Annotated in this window: 14 protein-coding genes; 11 read left to right on the forward strand and 3 right to left on the reverse strand. The window is 70.4% G+C overall.

All coding sequences use genetic code 11. The features are described 5' to 3' along the window. Positions 1-19 precede the first annotated feature (19 nt). The 3 genes from modA to SMA5143A_RS35450 are packed head-to-tail and all read left to right on the forward strand — an operon-like array spanning position 20 to position 2,780. Complete coding sequence (gene modA, locus SMA5143A_RS35440) at positions 20-832, forward strand: molybdate ABC transporter substrate-binding protein (RefSeq protein ID WP_107466927.1); 813 nt, start codon at positions 20-22, stop codon at positions 830-832. Next, positions 829-1,695, forward strand: coding sequence for a molybdate ABC transporter permease subunit (gene modB / locus SMA5143A_RS35445; protein ID WP_107466928.1), 867 nt, complete (start codon positions 829-831; stop codon positions 1,693-1,695). Before modA ends, modB begins: the two co-directional genes overlap by 4 nt. Beyond that, positions 1,692-2,780, forward strand: a complete 1,089-nt coding sequence (locus SMA5143A_RS35450) for an ABC transporter ATP-binding protein (RefSeq protein ID WP_107466929.1) — start codon at positions 1,692-1,694, stop codon at positions 2,778-2,780. Before modB ends, SMA5143A_RS35450 begins: the two co-directional genes overlap by 4 nt. 47 nt (positions 2,781-2,827) lie before the next feature. Here the strand turns inward: SMA5143A_RS35450 and SMA5143A_RS35455 are convergent, their stop codons facing one another. Beyond that, positions 2,828-3,562: a hypothetical protein gene (locus SMA5143A_RS35455; protein WP_258193920.1), complete on the reverse strand. Its 735-nt coding sequence runs from the start codon at positions 3,560-3,562 to the stop codon at positions 2,828-2,830. Between the two features lie 346 nt (positions 3,563-3,908). Here SMA5143A_RS35455 and SMA5143A_RS35460 point away from each other — a divergent pair, with 346 nt between their 5' ends. From SMA5143A_RS35460 to SMA5143A_RS35480, 5 genes are all read left to right on the forward strand, one after another. Continuing rightward, complete coding sequence (locus SMA5143A_RS35460; RefSeq protein WP_107466931.1) at positions 3,909-5,219, forward strand: ABC transporter substrate-binding protein; 1,311 nt, start codon at positions 3,909-3,911, stop codon at positions 5,217-5,219. A 100-nt stretch (positions 5,220-5,319) separates the two neighbouring features. Next, the gene (locus tag SMA5143A_RS35465) at positions 5,320-7,347 is read left to right on the forward strand and encodes a branched-chain amino acid ABC transporter permease (RefSeq protein ID WP_107466932.1); all 2,028 of its coding nucleotides are present in this window, start codon (positions 5,320-5,322) and stop codon (positions 7,345-7,347) included. Next, positions 7,344-8,159 carry an ABC transporter ATP-binding protein gene (locus tag SMA5143A_RS35470; RefSeq protein ID WP_107466933.1) on the forward strand — a complete coding sequence of 272 codons (816 nt, stop codon included), beginning with the start codon at positions 7,344-7,346 and terminating at the stop codon, positions 8,157-8,159. Before SMA5143A_RS35465 ends, SMA5143A_RS35470 begins: the two co-directional genes overlap by 4 nt. Next, positions 8,156-8,869 carry an ABC transporter ATP-binding protein gene (locus tag SMA5143A_RS35475; RefSeq protein ID WP_107466934.1) on the forward strand — a complete coding sequence of 238 codons (714 nt, stop codon included), beginning with the start codon at positions 8,156-8,158 and terminating at the stop codon, positions 8,867-8,869. The genes SMA5143A_RS35470 and SMA5143A_RS35475 overlap by 4 nt, the downstream gene beginning before the upstream one ends. A 28-nt stretch (positions 8,870-8,897) precedes the next feature. Next, positions 8,898-9,794: an alpha/beta hydrolase gene (locus SMA5143A_RS35480; protein WP_107466935.1), complete on the forward strand. Its 897-nt coding sequence runs from the start codon at positions 8,898-8,900 to the stop codon at positions 9,792-9,794. 3 nt (positions 9,795-9,797) lie between these two features. Here the strand turns inward: SMA5143A_RS35480 and SMA5143A_RS35485 are convergent, their stop codons facing one another. Together SMA5143A_RS35485 and SMA5143A_RS35490 are read right to left on the reverse strand one after the other, a co-directional pair. Then, complete coding sequence (locus tag SMA5143A_RS35485) at positions 9,798-11,405, reverse strand: sigma-70 family RNA polymerase sigma factor (protein WP_107466936.1); 1,608 nt, start codon at positions 11,403-11,405, stop codon at positions 9,798-9,800. 103 nt (positions 11,406-11,508) lie between these two features. Continuing rightward, positions 11,509-13,422: a glycoside hydrolase family 97 protein gene (locus SMA5143A_RS35490; RefSeq protein WP_258193921.1), complete on the reverse strand. Its 1,914-nt coding sequence runs from the start codon at positions 13,420-13,422 to the stop codon at positions 11,509-11,511. 472 nt (positions 13,423-13,894) lie between these two features. On the opposite strand from SMA5143A_RS35490, the gene SMA5143A_RS35495 reads away from it, so the two are divergent. The 3 genes from SMA5143A_RS35495 (at position 13,895) to SMA5143A_RS35505 (ending at position 20,439) form a co-directional block, all read left to right on the forward strand. Then, complete coding sequence (locus SMA5143A_RS35495; RefSeq protein ID WP_107466938.1) at positions 13,895-15,394, forward strand: RICIN domain-containing protein; 1,500 nt, start codon at positions 13,895-13,897, stop codon at positions 15,392-15,394. Positions 15,395-15,525: 131 nt separating this feature from the next. Then, positions 15,526-18,747: a LamG-like jellyroll fold domain-containing protein gene (locus SMA5143A_RS35500; protein WP_107466939.1), complete on the forward strand. Its 3,222-nt coding sequence runs from the start codon at positions 15,526-15,528 to the stop codon at positions 18,745-18,747. Between the two features lie 261 nt (positions 18,748-19,008). Next, positions 19,009-20,439 (forward strand): glycoside hydrolase family 43 protein, encoded by a 1,431-nt coding sequence (locus tag SMA5143A_RS35505; RefSeq protein ID WP_107466940.1) that lies wholly within the window; start codon positions 19,009-19,011, stop codon positions 20,437-20,439. The last annotated feature ends 308 nt before the right edge of the window (positions 20,440-20,747 follow it).

Below are 20,747 nucleotides of genomic sequence, written 5' to 3' on the forward strand. Positions count from 1 at the left end.
GAGAGGGAGTGGACCCGTGATGACCCGTTCCGCACGCCGGACCCGCCGGATGTCGCAGGTGACCGGCGCGGGCGCGGCCGCCCTGCTGGCCCTGAGCGCCTGCTCGTCCGACTCGGACCCGTCCGCGAAGCCGGGCTCCTCCGCCCCGGACAAGCTGTCCGGTGAGGTGACCGTCTTCGCCGCGGCCTCGCTGAAGGAGAGCTTCACGACGCTGGGCAAGGAGTTCGAGAAGGCCCACCCGGGCACGAAGGTCACCTTCAACTTCGGCGGCAGCGACACCCTCGCCGCGAGCATCACCGGCGGCGCCCCGGCCGATGTGTTCGCCTCGGCCAGCCCCGGGACGATGAAGATCGTCACCGACGCGAAGGGCAACGCCGGCGAGCCGGCCACCTTCGTGCGCAACCAGTTGGAGATCGCCACGCTGCCGGGCAACCCCGACAGGCTCTCCGCGCTCAAGGACCTCACCAACCCCGACCTGAAGGTCGTGCTGTGCGACAAGGCGGTGCCGTGCGGCGCCGCCGCCCAGAAGGCTCTGGACGCCGGCAAGCTCAAGCTCACCCCGGTCTCCTACGAGGAGGACGTCAAGTCCGCCCTCAACAAGGTGGTGCTGAAGGAGGCCGACGCCGCGGTCGTCTACAAGACCGATGTGAAGGCCGCGGGTGGCAAGGTGGAGGGCGTGGACTTCCCCGAGTCGGCCGACGCCATCAACGACTACCCGATCACCCTGCTCAAGGACTCCGAGAACGCCGGGACCGCCAAGGCGTTCATCGCGCTCGTGCGGTCCGCCGAGGGCCAGAAGGTCCTGACCGAGGCCGGGTTCCTCCAGCCGTGACCTCGCCCTCCCCTGACAAGGCCGGCGCCACGGACACCCCGACCGGTGGCCCGCGGCGCCGCACCCCTGGGCGTCGAGGGGGTCGAGGCGGCGCCCCGGTGCCCCTCCTGCTGCCCGCGCTGGTCGGCCTGGCGTTTCTCGCCCTTCCGCTCGTCGCGCTGCTGATCCGGGCCCCCTGGCGCAACATGCCCGACCTGCTGACCAGCACCGAGGTCTGGCAGGCGCTCCAGTTGTCCCTGCTCTGCGCCACGGCGGCGACCGGGGTCAGCCTCCTGCTCGGGGTGCCGCTGGCCTGGCTGCTGGCCCGGGTCGAGTTCCCGGGGCGCGGACTCGTACGGGCCCTGGTCACCCTCCCCCTCGTCCTGCCACCCGTGGTCGGCGGTGTGGCCCTGCTGATGGCGCTCGGTCGCAACGGGGTCATCGGCAGGTGGCTGGACTCGTGGTTCGGCATCACCCTGCCGTTCACGACCGCGGGAGTCGTGGTCGCGGAGGCCTTCGTGGCGATGCCGTTCCTGGTCATCAGCGTGGAGGGCACCCTGCGTGCCGCCGACCCACGCTACGAGGAGGCCGCCACGACGCTGGGTGCCTCCCGCTTCACCGCGTTCCGCCGGGTCACGCTGCCGCTCATCGCGCCGGGCATCGCGGCGGGTGCCGTACTGGCCTGGGCCCGGGCGCTCGGCGAGTTCGGCGCGACGATCACCTTCGCCGGCAACTTCCCCGGCCGCACCCAGACGATGCCGCTGGCCGTCTACCTCGCCCTGCAGAGCGACCCGGAGGCGGCCGTCGCCCTCAGTCTGGTCCTGCTGGCCGTGTCCGTCCTGGTGCTGGCCGGGCTGCGCGACCGCTGGATGACCGCCTCATGACCGCCCCGGGGAAGACCACCGTGGGCGCTCCCACCCCGAACGGCGGCGAGGGCCTCGACGCCCGGCTGGTCGTCGAGCGCGGCTCGTTCCGCCTCGACCTCGCACTGACCGCCGCGCCCGGTGACGTCGTCGCACTCCTCGGCCCCAACGGCGCCGGCAAGACCACCGCCCTGCGTGCCCTCGCCGGTCTCGTCCCGCTCACCGGCGGCCACCTCCGCCTCGACGGCGCCGAACTGGACCGTACGCCCCCGGAGTCCCGTCCCGTCGGCGTCGTCTTCCAGGACTACCTGCTCTTCCCCCACCTCTCCGCCCTGGACAACGTGGCCTTCGGGCCGCGCTGCCACGGCGCCACCAGGGCGCAGGCCCGCGCCCGGGCCGCCGAGTGGCTGGAGCGCATGGACCTCACCGCCCACGCCGGAAGCAAACCGCGGCGGCTGTCCGGCGGCCAGGCCCAGCGGGTCGCTCTCGCCCGCGCCCTGGCCACCCACCCCCGGCTGCTCCTGCTCGACGAGCCGCTCGCGGCCCTCGACGCCCGCACCCGCCTCGAGGTCCGCGCCCAGCTCCGCCACCATCTGGCCGCCTTCGAGGCGGTCGCCGTCCTCGTCACCCACGACCCACTGGACGCCATGGTCCTGGCCGACCACCTCGTCGTCGTCGAGGACGGCCGTGTCGTCCAGCAGGGCACCCCCTCCGACATCGCCCGCCACCCGCGCACCGACTACATCGCCCACCTGGTCGGCCTCAATCTCTACCGTGGACAGGCCGAAGGGCACAGGGTGCACATCGACGCCGGCCCCGTGGTCACCACCACGGAACACCTCGCCGGCCCCGTCTTCGTCGCCTTCCCGCCCAGCGCGGTCACCCTCCACCGCGACCGCCCCACCGGCTCCAGCGCCCGCAACCTCTGGCGCTGCGAGGTGACCGGCCTGGAGACCCACGGCGACCAGATCCGCGTGGCGCTGATCGGCGAGCTGTCCCTGGTCACCGACGTCACCACGGTCGCCGCCGCCGAACTCGACCTCCACCCGGGAGCCACGGTATGGGCGACGGTCAAGGCGGCCCAGACACACGCGTACCCCGCCTGACGAACCCTCCCGTCGGCCCGTGGGACGCGATGGGCGTGCGAACCGGCCTACGCCGGTTCGGTGAACTGGTCGAACACCGTCACGGCGGCGCGGGTGGCGAGGGACCAGCGGTCCTCTCCTTGCGGGTCCTCCAGGTTGGGGTGTCCGGCGATCCAGCGCATGTGGAAGCCGTCGAGCAGGGCGGCGATGGTGGTGGCGAGGTGTTCGACCGTGTAGGGCGCGCGCATACGGAGTCCGTAGGTGTCCAGCAGCGCCTGGTACGCCTCGCAGGCGACCTCGGTGAACGACTCCCCGTAGTGCCCCAGGGCTTCGCGGACGCGCGGGTTGGCGGCACTGGCGTAGAAGCCGAGCAGCACGCGGTAGACCGGGTCCACGCGGTGGTTCTCGTGGTTGTCCGTCAGGACGTCGTTGAGAGCCTCCTGCCAGGTCGTGCCGCTGTCGACCGCCTCCTTGAAACGGCGGATGCTCTCCGGCAGCCCCGGGACCAGTTCGGCCTGTCGGCTGGTGAGGTGGAAGAGGAGATCCGCCTGGAAGTCGGCCTGGGCGGGCCAGATCTGGTAGATGGAGCCGGTCGTGATCGCCGGGGCCGTGTCGTCGCCCAGCCTCTCCCGCATGATGCGGGTGGCTTCCTCGGTGACCCGCTTGACGCGGATGTGAGCAAGGGCCGCGGAGACAGCCTCCTCGCTCGTGTCGGAGGCGCCGGCGCAGACGAGCCGGGTGGCCGCTTCCAGCATGAGGGCCCGGGTCTCCTCGGGTGCGCGCCGAGGGAGTCTGCGTCTCACGGCGGGCTCCGTCATGTCCGTCCCTCCCATTGCATGATCGTTGATTCGGTGTGAACCGGGGCGTTGACAGGGCGCCAGCGTACACCTAGATTCCCGATCCGTAAGAAAGTTACGAAACTCGGAAGCGCCGGTCACCTGGCCTTTCGAAGGTCCTCGGGCTGGTCCGAGGCACCGGTCACCCCGGTGCGCCCTCCTGCCTTCCCCCGCCTTCCGCGCTCTCCCCGCCTTCTCTGTTCTTCCTGTCTTCCGCGCTCTCCCCGCCTTGCCTGCTCTCCCCGTCCTCTGTGCTCCCCCGCATGCCGTGCCGGGCGCCGCCCTGCCGTTTTCCGATCCTGGAGGATCCCGCATGCCCTCGATCTCACGCCCCATAAGACTGGGCCTCGTCTCCGCCGCCATGGCACCGCTGCTGGGTGTCGCCGCATGCGGCGGATCGGGCACCACCACGTCGTCGTCCGGCTCCTCCGGCGGCGGTTCCTCCGCGACCGCGGACTCCCGCTCGGCGAGTGACGTCGTGACCGACTACCTCGGCTACGTCGGCGGAAAGGCGGGCAAGGCCGACGCCGGCCTCGACCCGGTCACCCTGGGCTGGGTGAACGTCGAAGGCGGCCCCGGCGGCAACCCCGAGGCCACCCTGGGTGCCCGTGCCGCCGTGAAGTACGTCAACGACAAGCTGGGCGGCATCGGCGGGCACCCGCTGAAGCTGAACGTCTGCACGGTGGTGTCCGCCGAGGAGGAGGGACAGAAGTGCGGCCAGCAACTGCTCGGCGCCAAGGACGTCCCCGCCATCGGTGTGGGCAACCTCTACCTCGGAGACGCCTCCTTCAACTCCGTGATCGCGGGGAAGAAGCCCGTGCTGGTCGGCGTGGCGACGGGCCCGACCATGCCCACCGCGACGAACACCTTCAGCACGTTCGGCGACCTGCCGCACATCTTCGGCACCTGGGGTACGTACGCCCGTGACGTGCTGAAGGCGAAGACCGCGGCGGTGATCCACACGAACACACCCGGCGACAAGATCGCCTCCGGGGCCGCGGTGAAGGGCCTGAAGGCCGCCGGTCTGAAGGTGAAGTCCGTCGGCTTCGACGCGCAGTCGACCGACCTGATCGGCCCGGTCACCGCAGCCGGGGCGAACACCGCGGATGTCGTGGTCCCCGTCTCCATCGGCGGCGGATGCGTCGGCATCGCCAAGGCGCTGAAGCAGCTCAATGTCACCAAGCCGGTGGTCTCCACGCCGCTGTGCATGTCCCCCGACGTCGCCCAGGGGCTCGGAGGAGACCTGCCCACCTGGACCTACGGCGTCGCCCAGACACTGCCGATGGACTCCTCGGCCGCCGACTCCAAGGCGTTCCTGAAGGCCTCGGCGGAGGCCGGGCTGGGCAAGGACGACCAGTCCAAGGTCTTCGCGCCGCTGGGCTGGAGCACGATCCTGACGTACGCGAAGGTGCTCAACGCCATCGGCCCGGACAAGATCACTTCCGCGTCCGTGACCGCGCGGCTCAAGAAGTTCCCCGGGCCGGTCATCATGGGCGCCGCGGAGGTCGAGTGCGGCAAGTACCCGGACGCCCCCGCCGTCTGCAACGACCAGGCCAGGTTCTACCAGTACGAGGGCAAGGGCCGGTTCAAGCCCCTGACCGACTGGATCCGCCCGCCCCAGTGAGCCCCCGCCCGCACGCGCCGCCGCTGAGGTCGCGGCCCTCGCAGGACGCGGCCTCAGAGCCGGACCCGCGGATGCGCGGACTCATGACAGGAGTCATGCATTGGAACAGATCCTGCTCTTCGCCCTGCTCGGCCTCGGCCAGGGGGCACTGATCGCCGGCATCGCGCTCGGCGTGGTGACCACCTACCGGGGCTCGGGCATCATCAACCTGTCCACCGGCGCCGTCGCCATGGTCTCGGCCTATGCCTTCTGGGCCCTGACCACCGGTTTCTTCGGGCTGACGCTGCCCGTGGGGGCCGCCCTCGCGGGTGCCCTCGCCGTCGCGCTCGCCGTCGGGGTGCTGACCGAGGTGGCGGTCTTCAAGCCGCTGCGCACCGTCTCGCCCCTGGCCAAGCTCGCGGCCTCCCTCGGCATCCTGCTCACCCTTCAGGCCACCGTCCTGCTGGTCTTCGGGGTCCAGCCGCAGCAGGCACCGAGCATCCTTCCGGCCGGCACCGTCACCCTGCTGGGCGTCACCACACCCTCCGACCGCTTCGTCCTGGCCGGCCTGGTCGTCGTGATCGCGCTGGTCCTCGGGGCCCTGTACCGGTGGAGCCGCTTCGGCCTGGCCACCCGCGCGGCCTCGGAGAACGAACAGGCCGCCCTTCTGGCCGGCCTGTCGCCCAACAGTGTCTCGATGGCCAACACGCTCCTGGCCGCCCTGGTCGCCGGGCTCCTCGGTGTCCTGGCCGCGCCCATCGTCCAGGTCGACTCCATGACGCTGCCCCTCCAGGTGGTCCCGGCCCTGGCCGCCGCCCTCTTCGCCGGGTTCACCTCCCTGTGGATCGCCTGCACCGCGGGCATCCTCATCGGAGTGCTCCAGTCGGTCGTCTACTACCTGTCCACGCAGAGCTGGTTCCCGACCGACAACGGCAACGCCATGCCCGGTCTCCAGCAGCTCCTCGTCTTCGCCCTGATGGTCGTCGCCCTGTACGTGCGGGGTGCCGGTCTGCCGCGCCGCGGTGAACTCGTCGAACAGCGACTGCCCGCGGTGCCCCTGCCGGAGCGGCTGCTGCGTCCCGCTCTGATATCCGCCGCGGTCGCCGCCGCCGCACTGATCGTGTTCCCGTTCGACTTCCGCCAGGCACTCACGAACTCGTTGATCGGCATGATCATCGTCCTGTCCTACGTCGTCATCACCGGCTATGTGGGACAGATCTCCGTGATGCAGCTCGCGCTCTCCGGAACCGCGGGCTTCGTCCTCTCCCACCTCTCGGTCCGGCTGGGGATCCCGTTCCCGTTCTCCGCCCTCGGCGCGATGGTGCTGGCCACCCTGCTGGGCGTGGCCGCGGGCGTCTCCGCCCTGCGGGTGCGGGGAGTGAGCCTGGCCGTCGTCACCCTGGCCGCGGCCCTGGCCATGGAACAGGCGCTCTTCAACAACACCTCGTTCGGCGGAACGGCCGGGGTGTCCGTACCCCCGCCGCGCCTGTTCGGGATCGACCTCGGGCCGAAAGCGGACTTCCGCGGCCTGGACGGCAACGAACCCAGCCCCATGTTCGGCTTCCTCGTGCTGGCCGTCACCGTCGCCCTCGGACTGTACGTCGCCCATCTCCGGCGCACCGGACTCGGCCGGCGGATGCTCGCCGTCCGCTCCAACGAACGCGCCGCCGCGGCAGCCGGTGTCGACGTGCGGGCCGTGAAGATCGCCGCGTTCACCATCAGCTCCTTCATCGCCAGCGCCGCCGGCACCCTCTACGGCTACAACTTCGGCTCGGTCAGCGCCGCCCGCTTCACCGCGCTGGCCGCCCTCGGCCTGATCGGCTTCGCCTACATCGGCGGCATCACCATGGTGTCCGGAGCCGTGATCGCGGGGCTGATGTCCACCGAGGCGCTGCTGCCGCACGCGCTGGACAAGTGGTTCGGGATCAAGGGGACCTGGGCCCTGCTCTTCGGCGGTGTCTCCCTGATCGTGACGCTGATCGCCAACCCCGACGGCATCGCGGGCGCCGCCCATCGCCGGAAGAGGGCGAAGAGGGCGGCACGCGCCGCGGCCACGGCGGGACCACCGCCGGCCGGCGCGTCCACCGCCGGTTCCCCGGGGCTCCACCTCGGCGGTACCCCTGCCGACGTCAAGGAGGTCGCACCGTGAGCGTGCTCTCTGTCCAGCGGCTGGGCGTCAGCTACGGCGGCGTCCACGCGCTCAGCGATGTCTCCCTGGAGGTCGGCGAGGGCCAACTCGTCGGGCTCATCGGCCCCAACGGGGCCGGCAAGACCACCTTCGTGGACGCCGTCACCGGCCTCGTCGCCGCCCGGGGACGCGTGGAACTGGACGGCAAGGACCTGACCGGACGGCCGCCCCATGTACGGGCCCGCCGAGGACTCGCCCGCACCTTCCAGAGCAGCGAACTCTTCGAGGACCTCACGGTCGCGGAGAACCTCCAGGTCACGGCGGACCCCTCGACGTGGTGGACCGCGCTGGGCGAGACCTTCGGACGCCGCCCGGCCGCGAACCCCGCTGTCCCCGAGGCCCTCGCGGCCCTGGGCCTGGAGGACCTGGCCGGCGCCTCGGCGCACGAACTGTCCCAGGGCAGACGCAAACTCGTCGGTGTGGCACGGGCCCTGGCGGCCCGGCCCCGCCTCATCTGTCTCGACGAACCGGCGGCCGGCCTGGACACGACGGAGAGCGCCGAACTGGGACGCAGACTGCGCGGCGTCGCCGAAGCCGGCACGGCGCTGCTCCTCATCGACCACGACATGAGCCTCGTGATGGGCATCTGCGACCACGTCGTCGTCCTGGAGTTCGGCAAGGTGATCGCCTCCGGGACCCCCGCCCAGGTCCGTACCGACCCCGCCGTCGTCACCGCCTACCTCGGGGCGTCCGCCGTCCAGCCCGCCACCGCGCCCGGCACGCCGACGGGCGGCTCCGCCAAGGCCCTGACCAGCACACCGGAGACACCATGAGCACCCCCGTCCTGAAGGTGGCCGGACTCACCGCCGGTTACGACGGAGCCGCCGTCATCCGCGGGATCGACCTGGAGGTGGGCGCGGGAGAGGTCGTCGCCCTCCTCGGGGCCAACGGCGCGGGCAAGACCACCACGCTCAAGACGGTCTCCGCGCTGCTGCGCCCCCTGGCCGGCACGATCACCTTCAACGGAACGGACCTCGGCAGGATCCCGGCAGCGACCCGCGCCCGCCTCGGTATCGCCCACGTTCCGGAAGGACGAGGCATCTTCTCCGGCCTCACGGTGGCGGAACACCTGCGCCTCGGTCACCGGGGCGAGCGCCTCGACCAGGCGGCCGCCCACCGGTACTTCCCCGCCCTGGCCCGCCTCCAGGACCGCAAGGCAGGGCTGCTCTCCGGCGGTGAGCAGCAGATGCTCGCCATGGGGCGAGCCCTGGCACGGGGCCCCAAGCTGCTCCTGCTGGACGAGCTGAGCCTCGGTCTGGCGCCCATCATCGTCGAGGAGCTGCTGCCCATCGTCAGGCGCTACGCCGACGACACCGGCTGCGGGGTGCTGCTCGTCGAACAGCATGTCGGCCTCGCCCTCGACATCGCCGACCGCGGCTACGTCCTCTCCCACGGCGAGATCACCGCGCACGCCACCGCCCGGGAACTCCGGGCCGACCAGTCGCGGATCGTCGCCGGCTACCTCGGCGAGCAGCACACCTGACCCGGCCGTACCCAAGAGAAGGAACCCGATGTTCACCTTCGACAGCGAAGACGGCGTCCAGATCCATGTGCACGCATGGCAGCCGGACGCCCCACCGCGCGCCGTCGTGCAGATCGCCCACGGCATGGGCGAGCACGCCGGCCGCTACGCCCCACTCGCGGCAGCGCTGACGGCCCAGGGCTACGCCGTCTACGCCAACGATCACCGCGGACACGGGCTGAGCAGGCACGCCGAGCCCGGCCATCTCGGGGACGACGGCTGGAACCGCCTCGTCAGCGACATGGTCACCCTGTCGAAGACCATCCGCGAGCGGCACCCCGGCCTGCCGCTGGTGCTGCTCGGACACAGCCTCGGTTCCTTCGCCTCGCAGCAGTACGTCCTCGACCACGCCCACCTGATCGACGCGCTCGCCCTGGCCGGCACCACCGCGGTCGACGCCATGCTGGCGGCCCAGGCGCAGACGGTCATGGCGGGAGGCGACCCGCTGCTCGCGCTCAACCAGGCGTTCCGGCCCGGCCGCACGCCGTTCGACTGGCTCAGCCGGGACGAGGCGGCCGTCGACGCCTACCTCGCCGACCCGATGTGCGGCTTCAGCCTCGACGCCCGGGGCATGGCCGACATCGCCCTCGCCTCGGCGTCCCTCGCCCGGCCCCGGGGCATCCCGGCGGATCTGCCCGTCTGCGTCCTGGTCGGGGATCACGACCCGCTGAACGCCGACCTCTCCCTCAGCGACCTGCTGGTCGAACGCTACGGCGAGGCCGGCCTCACCGAGGTGACCTGTCTCGTCTATCCGGGGGCGCGCCACGAGCTGTTCCACGAGACCAACAGACAGGAGATCGTCAGCGACCTCCTGTCCTGGCTGAACCGCGCCCTCGCCGCCGCGGGTTCGCGCACTGCGGCGGTGATGGACGGGCACAGCGGCTGAGGATCAGCTCCAGGGCTCCGCGAGGACGAAGGAGCGGCTGGCCCGGTACGCGGCCGTGCCGTCGGAAGGGTCGATCCACAGCTGGAGGTCGTCCCGGTGGCGGAGGTAGCGGCCGGGGTAGTTGTAGGACTCCAGGGAGACCGAACCGGCCGTGGAACCCGCGCGGGGGCAGAAGGTGGCGTCCTTCCGGAAGATGGCGGATCCGTCGTCGGTGTCCAGCCTGATACGGAAGGCGTAGTGCCGCAGATACCTGCCCGTGGCGTCCCTGAGTGAGGAGCAGCGGGGGTCGGCCAGTCCGGGCACGAAGGTGAAGGTGGCCGCCTGCCGGGTGGCCGCGGAGCTGGTGGCATCGACCGGGCCCAGGACGCCGAGTCGGCCGGACTGGCTCACGTAGTCACCGGGGTTGTCGACCGACCGCAGGGCATGCCGTCCCGCCAAGCTCGTCCCAGGGGTCGTCGCCGGGGCTGATGTCGGTGTCGACGGCGATGGTGATGTCGGCGTAGGCGTAGGCGTCGATGTCGATGTCGGTGTCGGTGTCGGTGTCGGTGAGGCGGACGTTCTCGGGGACGGCGGCGCGGACGAGGCGGCGGGCGAGAGCGGGGCCGCGACGGCGGGCCGCGGGGGCGGATCGTGCGGTCCGGCGGCCGTGTACCAGGCCGCTCCGGCGGCCGCGAGCGTGGCGGCACCCACGGCTGCCGTCGCCAGGGGCTTGGCGGCGAGCTTGCCGATCGTCCGCGCCGTACGGCTCGCACCGCTCGCCGTGGGTGTGCCCGCGCCGACGGTCGCCTCGGCCGAGCCCGCCCCCAGCACCCTGACGAGGACCAGGCCGGTCAGGCCGGCCGGCACCGGTACCAGCGCGAGGCCGGCCAGCAGCCCCTCCGCCGGTATCAGGTCGGACGAGCTCGACAGGCACCGCGGACAGTCGCGGACATGGCGTGCCAGCCGCTTGCGCCACAGCCCGGACGGCCGCCCGTCCCACGAGGCGAGCACGGCGGCCAGGTCCGGACAGCGCGGCGAGGCCGTCACGGCTCGTACGACAGTGCGCGCCGTCTCCAGCCGTTCCTTGACCCGCTGGACGCGGACCGCGGCATGCTGCGGTGTGAGACCGCAGGCCTCCGAGAGCTCGCCGCGGGTCAGTTCGCCGACGCTCTCCATCCACCACAGCGCGAGTACCTCGCGTTCCTCCTCCTCCAGCCAGCGGGTCGCCTCCACCGCCTCACGCCGCTGGCCCGACAGCGTGAGCCGGAGGATCGTCAGGTCGGAGAAGTCGGCCCGCGGGTCCGACTCGTGGGCGTTCTCCTCCAGGGGTTCCGCGGTGAGCGGGGTACGCCCCCTGCGCCACCGGTCACGGATCTGTCGCACGGTGATGGCGACGAGCCAGGACCGGAACCGGTCCGGTTGCTTCAGCCCGGGCAACCCGTCCAGGACCCGCATCATCGTCTCCTGGACCACGTCGTCGACGTCGCTGTGCCCGTCCAGCGCCCGCCCGACGATGTTGTAGACCAACGGCAGACAGTCCCGTACCAGCTGTTCCGTGGCCTGCCGGTTGCCCGCCCGCGCCGCCGTGACGACGGCGGCGTCCGGCCGCTCCTGCCTGTCCTGCGAGCGCACCGCGCCCCACCTGCCCCGTCGCCGCGCCGATGTGCCGAGGCGCCAGTGTGCCAGGAGTGATTCCGGAGGGTTCGTGTGGGTCCCTTCCCCGGTGCCGGCGGCGTCAGCTCGGCTTCAGCACCACCGCCTGGCCGCCCGAGGGGGCCATCGCCATGCTGAGCACGGTCGCCGAGGTGACGGTCCGGGTGCTCACCACGACGGGCGTCTGGTAGGCGGAGGTGCCGGGCGTGCCGTCGGCGTAGACCGTCGCCGTCCAGTCGCCGCCGCCGAGGAAGGACAGCGGGAGCGACAGCGTCCGGGCCGACTCGTTGGTCATCGCGCCCAGGTACCAGGTGGTGCCCTTGCGGCGGGCGACCGCGATGTGCTGGCCGATCGCTCCGGTGAGGGTGTGGCTCTCGTCCCAGGTGGTGGGGATGGCGTCGAACCACGGCAGTCCGGGCCAGTTGGCGGTGTTGGCGAACTTCGACGGGGAGTCGTACCAGTAGATGAAGTTGAGCGGCTGGTAGTAGACCGCCGCCATCGCCATCTGATGGGCGTTGGTCGTCCTGTCGCGCGACTGCCCGTAGCAGATGGTGTAGTCCATCGGGCCGCCGACGTTGCGGGCGAAGGGCAGCGTGACGTTGTGGCTCGCCGTCGGGAACTGCTCGTTGCCGCGTACGCCCTCCATGCTGACCCAGTTCGGGTAGGTGCGCTCGAAGCCGAACGGGCGGACGTCGTCGTGCATGTCGATCAGCAGGTGGTACTTGGCCGCCGTCTTCGCCCAGGCGATGATCTGGTTCGTCATCGCCTGGGTGCCGTCGTTGATGAAGCCGAGTTTGACGCCCGCGACACCCCAGCTCTCGTAGAGGCGGAACAAGCCGTCCACGTCGGCCATCGCCATGGGGTTGATGTAGAGCAGCAGGCCGACGCCGTTGTCGGCGGCGTGGGAGAGGACCCTGGGCAGGTCGATCTCGGGGATGGATCTGGTGGCGTCGGTGGTGCCGCGCTCGGGGCCGTACCAGCCGGAGTCGTACTCGATGTACTGCATCCCACGGGCGACGGCGAAGTCGACGCCGGCCAGTCCGGCGGCGGTGGTGAGCTGGCAGCGGAAGACCTTGCCGGGCTTGATCCACGAGGTGTCGGTCAGCACGTTGGCGGGTGCGAGGTTGAGCACCAGCTCGGCGTTGTCGACCAGTTCGGCGTGGTCGGAGCCGGTCACCACCGCCCGCCAGGGAGTGGCGAACGGTGTGGTCACCGGGGAGGTCGTCTGGACCGGCCCGCTCCCTCGGGCGGTGTGCTCCATCAGATAGGTGGTCAGCGTGTTCGGCTGCCCGGACACCGAGCTCAGCATCAGGCGGGGGAAGTTGACCCGGGACGACTCGCAGATGCAGGCGATCAGCCCGCCGCTCGCGTACGTCGCGGTCAGCGGCAGATCGGTCAGCGGGCCGTTGTCGGTGCCGGAGGTTCCGGTGACCGGGATCGAGCCCGGGGCGACCGGGTTGTACGCGCCCTCGTCCCGGGCGCTGTGGACGAGCGTGCCGTCGGGGAAGACGAACGTCGTCAGCTCGTCGGCGATGGTGGCGGTGCCCTTGTCGAGCAGCACGTACCGGAAGGCGACACCGCTCGGATAGGCGCGGATCTGGACGCTGAAGTTGATGAGGGTGGCGGTGTCGCGGAGGTTCCAGCGCATCTCCTGGTACCGGTCGCGGACGGTCGCGTTGCGGCCGTAGGTCGGCGTCCAGGTGTTGTCGACGGTCCAGTGCTGGTAGTTGGTGATGACCGTGCCGCCGCGGCCGAGCATCGTCCCGTCGCTCAGCTTCAGGCCGAGGGCCGAGCCGTTCACGACGGTAGCGCCCCCGCGCTTGGCCGACCAGCTCAGAACGCCGCCGGTCAGGGACATCGTGATCGTGGTGCTGCCGTCGGGGGCCGTCGCGGTGACGGAGGCGTCCGCCGCCGCGGCCGTACCCGTCGTACCGATGCCGACCGCGGCCGTACCGGCGGCGACCGCCGCGCCCTTGAGCAGTCCTCGGCGGGACACCGAAGGCGATGGAAGCTGCATGGCTGTACGCCTCTCCGTTGAGTGACCAGCAAGGCGGCGAGGAAACCAACCAAACACAACTACACAGCAGCAAACGATTTCCCACCGACATCGGGCAGTTCTACGGCAGTACCCGTGGTAGGTCAACGGGATGGACATCACCTCAACGGCCCGCCAGGTCCCGGCCGAAAGGGTTCTTCGGCGCACCAATGCGCCCACTCAAGGCCGAGTTAGCAGGTGAAAGACCCCATCTCTAGGTCGGACATCCTCGTCAAGGGCAAACAAAATCGATCGCATCTCTTGACACCCCCCGAACAGGAAGCTCTCATTTCCCACTGAACACCACACCCGCTTCCCCACGTTCGTCGCGTTTGCCGTTTTCCGCGGCCCCCACTCCTCCGTGCATACGCGCCGCCAGGCACCCCGCCGGACGGACGACGTCACGTCGGGGGCCCTCTCAGGAGAGGCAGAGATGCCGCATCGCGCACCTGACCACAGAACCCCGCCCAGCCGGTGGCGTGCACTCGCCGCCGCGTTCCTCACCCTGCTCGGAGGTTTCACGGCACTCCTGCTGCCCGCCACGCCCGCCAGCGCCGCCTCCGTCTCGTTCACCCTGGGCGCCACCAGGACCGACCAGAACGGCAACACCCTCCAGCTGCACGGCCTGGGCATCGTCAAGGTGGGCGACACCTGGTACGGCTTCGGCGAGGACAAGACCGGCGAGAACTCGACCGACACGTCCTTCCAGGACATCCCCTGCTACACCTCGACCGACCTCGCCAACTGGACGTACCAGGGCCAGGCCCTGAGCCGGCAGGACAGCGGCGATCTGGGCCCCAACCGCGTCGTGGAGCGGCCGAAGGTCATCCACAACGCGTCGACCGGCACGTACGTGATGTACACGCACATCGACAGCCGCACCTACGGCGACGCGAGGGTCGGGGTGGCCACCAGCAGCACCCCCTGCGGCCCCTACACCTACCGGGGCAGTTTCCGCCCGATGGGCAACATCAGCCGTGACATCGGCCTGTTCCAGGACACCGACGGCACCGGCTACCTGCTGAGCGAGGACCGCAACAACGGCCTGCGCGTCTACAAGCTGTCCGCCGACTACCTCTCCGTCGACAGCCTGGTGACGACCCTGGGCAGCGGCGGCTCGGCCAACAGCTTCGAGTCGCCCGCCATGGTGAAGGTCAACGGCGTCTACTACCTGCTCGCCTCCCACCTGACCGGGTGGGGCCTCAACGACAACGTCTACACCACCGCGACCTCGCTGGGCGGCCCCTGGGCGCCGATGCGCAACTTCGCGGCACCGGGCACCAAGACGTACGGCAGCCAGACGGCGAACATCATCACTGTGCAGGGCAGTTCCGGCAGCACCTACATCTACGCCGGCGACCGGTGGGACACCTCCAACCTCGGCGAGTCGAAGCTGATCTGGCTGCCGATGACCATCCGCGGCACCATGGTCAACGTCGGCCAGTACCCGAGCTGGTCGCTCGACGTCGCCGCCGGCACCTGGACGCCCAACTCCGGCGTGCCCACCAGCGCGGTGCACACCCTCACCAACGCGGGCAGTTCCCTGCTGATGGATGTCGCGAGCGGCTCCACGGCCACCGGAGCCAAGGTCATCCAGTGGCAGTCCAACGGTGGCGACAACCAGAAGTGGACGCTGAACCGGGTGGCGGACAACGTCTACACGCTCAAGAGCGTCAAGAGCGGCCTGTGCCTGGACGTCCCCAGCAGGTCGACCGCGGAGAACGTGAAACTGCAGCAGTGGACCTGCAACGGCGGCGCCAACCAGCAGTTCGCCTTCGACCTCGTCGGCAGCCTCACCGGCTCCAAGTACATGCTCGTCAACGTGGGAAGCGGACTGAACATCGGCGTGGACTCCGCCTCCACCACCGCGGGTGCCGCCGTCGTCCAGCTCACCGGAGCCGGCGCCGCCGGCCAGCAGTGGACGCTGTCCTGACCCTCTGAACGTGGCCTGTCTGCAAGTCCTCGCAGACAGGCCACACGCACGCGCGGGACGTGACAGACACACACCGTTGCCCGACATTCCGAAAACGGTTCGAGATTCCGTACACCGCTGAAGGAAGTCAGATGCCACAACGAAGAAGCAGGCAGGGCTCGCGGCTGCGGCTGCGCGCCCGGCTCATCGGGGCGGCCGCCGGCGCCGCCCTGCTGGCCGGCGGCCTGACGGGCCTCACCGCCACTCCCGCCGCCGCGGCGGCCACCCTGGCCGGCCACTGGGCCATGGACGAGGGCAGCGGCTCCACCGCCGCCGACTCCTCCGGCAACGGCAACACGGCCACCCTCGGACCCGCCGCGACCTGGACGACCGGCCAGGTCGGACCGGGCGCCGTCGAGATGGGCGGCACCGCCGGCTCCGTCGTCGACGTTCCCACTCCGGTGGTGGACACCTCGGCGAGCTTCACCGTGTCGGCGTGGGTGAGGCTCAGCAGCACCTCCGGCTTCCAGACCGCGGTGAGCATCGACGGAACCAGCCTCAGCGGCTTCTACCTGCAACTGAACGGCACGACGGGCAAGTTCTCCTTCACCCGGCGCGCCTCGGACAGCTCCTCGGCGGCCGCTACCCGCGCCGACGCCACCTCCGCCCCCTCCACCGGCACCTGGTACCACCTGGTGGGCGTGGACGACGTCGCCGCCGGCACGCTGCGGCTCTACGTCGACGGGCAGGCGCAGGGCTCGGCCCCGTACACCGGCGCCTGGAAGGCCACCGGCCACACCGTCATCGGCCGCGGACTGTACGGCGGAAAGCCGACGGACTACCTCAAGGGCTCGGTCGACGACGTGCGCCTCTACTCCGGCGCGATGACCGCCGCCGAGGTCGCCGCACTCAACCAGCCGGCCCACTGGGCGCTGGACGAGGGCAGCGGCACGACCGCCGCCGACTCCTCCGACAACGGCCACACCGCCACCCTGGGCTCTGCCGCGACCTGGACATCCGGCAAGGTGGGGCCCTCTGCCCTGTCCCTGAACGGCACCTCGGCCGCCACCGCCACCGCCCCGGGCTCGATCGTCGACACCTCGAAGGGCTTCTCGGCCTCGGCCTGGGTCAGGCTCAACAGCACCTCCGGCTACCAGACCGCGGTGAGCGCCGACGGGACGAACGTCAGCGGCTTCTACCTCCAACTCAGCGGCGCGACGCACACATTCGCCTTCACCCGGCGCGCCTCGGACAGCACCACCGCCGCCGAGACCCGCGCCGACGCGACCTCCGCCCCCACCACCGGCACCTGGTACCACCTGGTGGGCGTGGACGACGTCGCCGCCGGACAACTGCGCCTGTACGTCAACGGGCTGTTGCAGTCCACCGTCGCCCACACCGGGAGCTGGAAGGCCACCGGCACCACCGCCATCGGCCGAGGCCGCTTCGGCGGCAGACCGGTGGACTTCCTCAACGGCGCGGTCGACGAGGTGCAGCTCTTCGACCACGCCCTCACCGGCTCCGAGGTCGCGGCACTCTCCGGCGGCAGCGGTGGCACCCTGAACGTGGACGTCGCCCACCCCGCGCACAGCGTGCCCTCGACGTTCTTCGGCGTGATGACCGAGGACATCAACCACTCCGGTGAGGGCGGCCTGTACCCGGAGCTGATCCAGAACCGCTCCATGATGGCGAGCACCACCTCCCCCACCGGCTGGTCCGCCGTCGGCGGCTCCGCCATCGCTCTGGACGCCGACAACCCCCTCAACTCCGCGCTCACCCGGTCGCTCAGACTGACCATCAACAGCGCGTCCGGTTCCGCGCGGGCCGGTGTGGCCAACGGCGGCTTCTGGGGCATCCCGGTCCGCCCGCGCCAGAAATACACCGCCTCCCTGTTCGCCAAGGCGAGTCCCGGCTTCACCGGTCCGCTCACCGTCGACGTCGAGAGCACCGGCGGGACCGTCCACGCCTCGGGCACCGTCACCGGACTGACCACCTCCTGGAAGCAGTTCACCGTCAGCCTCACCGCCTCCGCCGACGCCCCCACCACCGCCACCAACCGGTTCGTCGTCTCCGCCACCAGCGGCGCCGGCTCCACCGTCTGGCTGGACAACGTCTCCCTCCTCCCGCCGACCTACAAGGACCGGGCCAACGGTCTGCGTCCCGACCTGATGGAGAAGATCGCGGGCCTCAGGCCCTCCTTCATCCGCGAGCCGGGCGGCAACTACCTCGAGGGGAGGACCCTGGCCACCCGCTTCAACTGGAAGGAGACCATCGGTCCCGTCTGGACCCGGCCCGGCCACCGGAACGACGCCTGGGGCTACTGGTCCACCGACGGCCTCGGCCTGCTGGAGTACCTCGAATGGGCCGAGGACATCGGCGCCGAGCCGGTCCTGGCCGTCTACGCCGGCTACCACCTCAACGGCACCCATGTGCCGCTGTCGGACCTCGGACCGTACGTGCGGGAAGCGCTGGACGAGATCGAGTACGCCACCGGCTCCACCAGCACCACCTGGGGCGCCCGGCGCGCCGCCGACGGACACCCCGCTCCGTTCGACGTCAAGTATGTCGAGATCGGCAACGAGGACTTCTTCGACAAGTCGGGCAGCTACGACGGCGACAACGGCCGCTTCGCCCAGTTCTACGACGCCATCAAGGCCACGTACCCGTCGATCAAGCTCATCTCCACGGCCAGGGTGACCGCCCGCACCGCCGACGTCCAGGACGATCACTTTTACCGGAACGCCGCGTGGATGAACAGCCACTCGTCGTTCTACGACAACACCTCCCGCACCTCCCCGACGAAGATCATGGTCGGGGAGTGGGCGACCCGGGAGGGCAGTCCGACTCCGAACCTGAACGCCGCCCTCGGTGACGCCTCCTGGCTCGCCGGGATGCTGCGCAACTCCGACGTGGTGACCCATGAGGCCTACGCCCCGCTGCTGGTCAACGTCAACGACCCCACGTGGACCCCGAACCTGATCGGCTTCAACGCCCTGACCAGCTACAACTCACCGGCCTACTACGTCCAGAAGATGATGGCCGACGCCCACGGCAACCAGGTGCTGCCCGCCTCCTACGCCGGCACCAGCACGGTGAACACCGTGGTCACCAAGGACTCCGTCACCGGAAAGATCTACGTCACGCTGGTCAACCCCTCCTCCACCGCGCAGATCGTGAACCTCAGCCTCTCCGGCGCGGGCACCCTGCCCTCCACCGGCACGGCCACCACGCTCACCTCCGCCGACCCCACCGACACCAACACCATCAACGACCCCGACAGGATCACCCCGACCACCACGTCGATCAGCGGTGTGAGCGCGGCCTTCGCCCGCACCGTCCCGGCCTACTCGGTCACCGTCCTCACCCTCGGCTGACCCACAACCGACCTACGGCGGGCCGCACGGACATCTCCGTGCGGCCCGCCCCGTGTTTCCGTTATGCGCGAGGCGCCGGCGCGTCTCCTGTGTGTACGGCTCCCGCGCACCACCGTTCCTGTCCCGTCTCTTGACACTCACTCTTACCCACCTCTAACTTTTCGCCGAATTCACGAACAATGTCCGGCATTTCGAACCATACGTGTACGCGCCGGATGCCTTTCGCCTGTCCCGGCACCCGCAGAAAGACGGGAAACGCACATGCGCACGCTTCTCTCGCGGCTGGCGGCGGTATTCGTCGCCGCCTGCCTGCTCCTCACCTCTCAATCCCTGGCCGCGCCCGAGCGGGCGGCCGCCGCCGAACCCGGCTATCTGATGACGCACTTCATCGGGGAGGGCTCGAACGGCCAGCAGATCTACTTCTCGTACAGCGCGGACGGCCTGAACTGGTCCGAGCTCAACGGCGGTGGCGTAGCCCTTCGTTCCACGGTCGGTACCAAGGGGGTGCGCGACCCCGCTCTGGTGAGATCGCCCGACGGCAGCAAGTACTGGATCATCGCCACCGACCTGTGCATCAGCTGCGGGCAGAACTGGGAGGCCGCCGTGTTCAACGGCAGCCGCAACCTCGTGGTGTGGGAGTCGACGGACCTGATCAACTGGTCGGAGCCGTGGCTGCTCAACGTGGCCGGCGCCATCCCCGACGCGCGCAACGCCTGGGCGCCGGAGGCGATCTGGGACGCCGAGACCAATGACTACGTCCTGTACTGGGCGACGAACGTGCCCCTCAACGGCAAGGCGAAGCACCGCATCTACTACGCCCGCACCAGCGACTTCCGCACCATCACCACGCCCCAGATCTACATCGACCGGCCCGGCACCCAGGAACTCATCGACACCCAGATCGTCGAGATGCCGGCCGGTGTCGGCAACTACCGCTACGTACGGGCCTCCGGTGACGGCCAGATCACCATCGAAGGCAGCAACTCGATCCTCGGCACGTGGACGAACCTCGGCAACCTCTCCGGCATCGGCCTGACCGGCGCCCAGGTCGAGGGCCCGATGTGGATGAAGTTCCGCGACCGCGACGAGTGGACCCTGTACCTCGACCAGTACTCCTCCGGACGCGGCTACATGCCGGTCACGACGACCAACCCGTCCGCCCCCAGCACCTACCAGCTCCCGGCGGCGGGCAGCTACAACATGGGCGTCAACAAGAAGCGCCACGGCTCGATCCTGAACCTCACGGCCGCCGAGGATTCCCGCGTCCTCGCACGCTGGACCGACACCCCGGCCAAGCGGCTCCAGTCGTTCAACTTCCAGGACCGGTACGTGCGGCACGCCAACTTCGACGTGCGCATCGACCAGAACATCACCGGTCCTGACGCCCAGTTCCGGCTGCGACCCGGCCTGGCCGGCTCCGGCACCGTCTCCTTCGAGTCGGTGAACTACCGCGGCTACTTCCTGCGGCACGCCAACAACGACTTCCAGCTGGTCCGCAACGACGGCACGGCCCAGTTCGCCGCGGACGCCACCTTCCGCCAGGTCGCCGGCCTCGCGGACTCCAGCTGGTCCTCGTTCCAGTCGTACAACCACCCGGACCGGTACATCCGCCACTACGCGTACTACCTGAAGCTCGACCCGATCACCACGGCGACAGCACGCGCCGACGCCACCTTCCGTGTGACGAACTGACCCGACACCGACGGGGACGCCGACGCCTCCAGGAGGCGCCGGCGTCCCCTTCCTCCGCCCGGAAGGCAGAGGTGCTCCATCGAGGCACGTTGTGCCGGAGACCGATCCTGTCCCGCCCAGGCGTTCCCAGGGTGATCCGCATGAGCGACGCCGCGCACAAGACCTCCCGTGATCGAGCCCTGGATGTCGTACGGGGCCATGTGGACCACGACGCCGTCGCGGTCCACGAGGTGCTGGACGGCCTGGACGCCGGCGGCTCGCTGGAGGTGTACGCCATCCTCTCGCCGCGGCCGAGGCGACGCGGGCGT

Source organism: Streptomyces sp. MA5143a (assembly GCF_900290235.1).
In the GTDB taxonomy this organism is placed as follows: Bacteria; Actinomycetota; Actinomycetes; order Streptomycetales; family Streptomycetaceae; genus Streptomyces.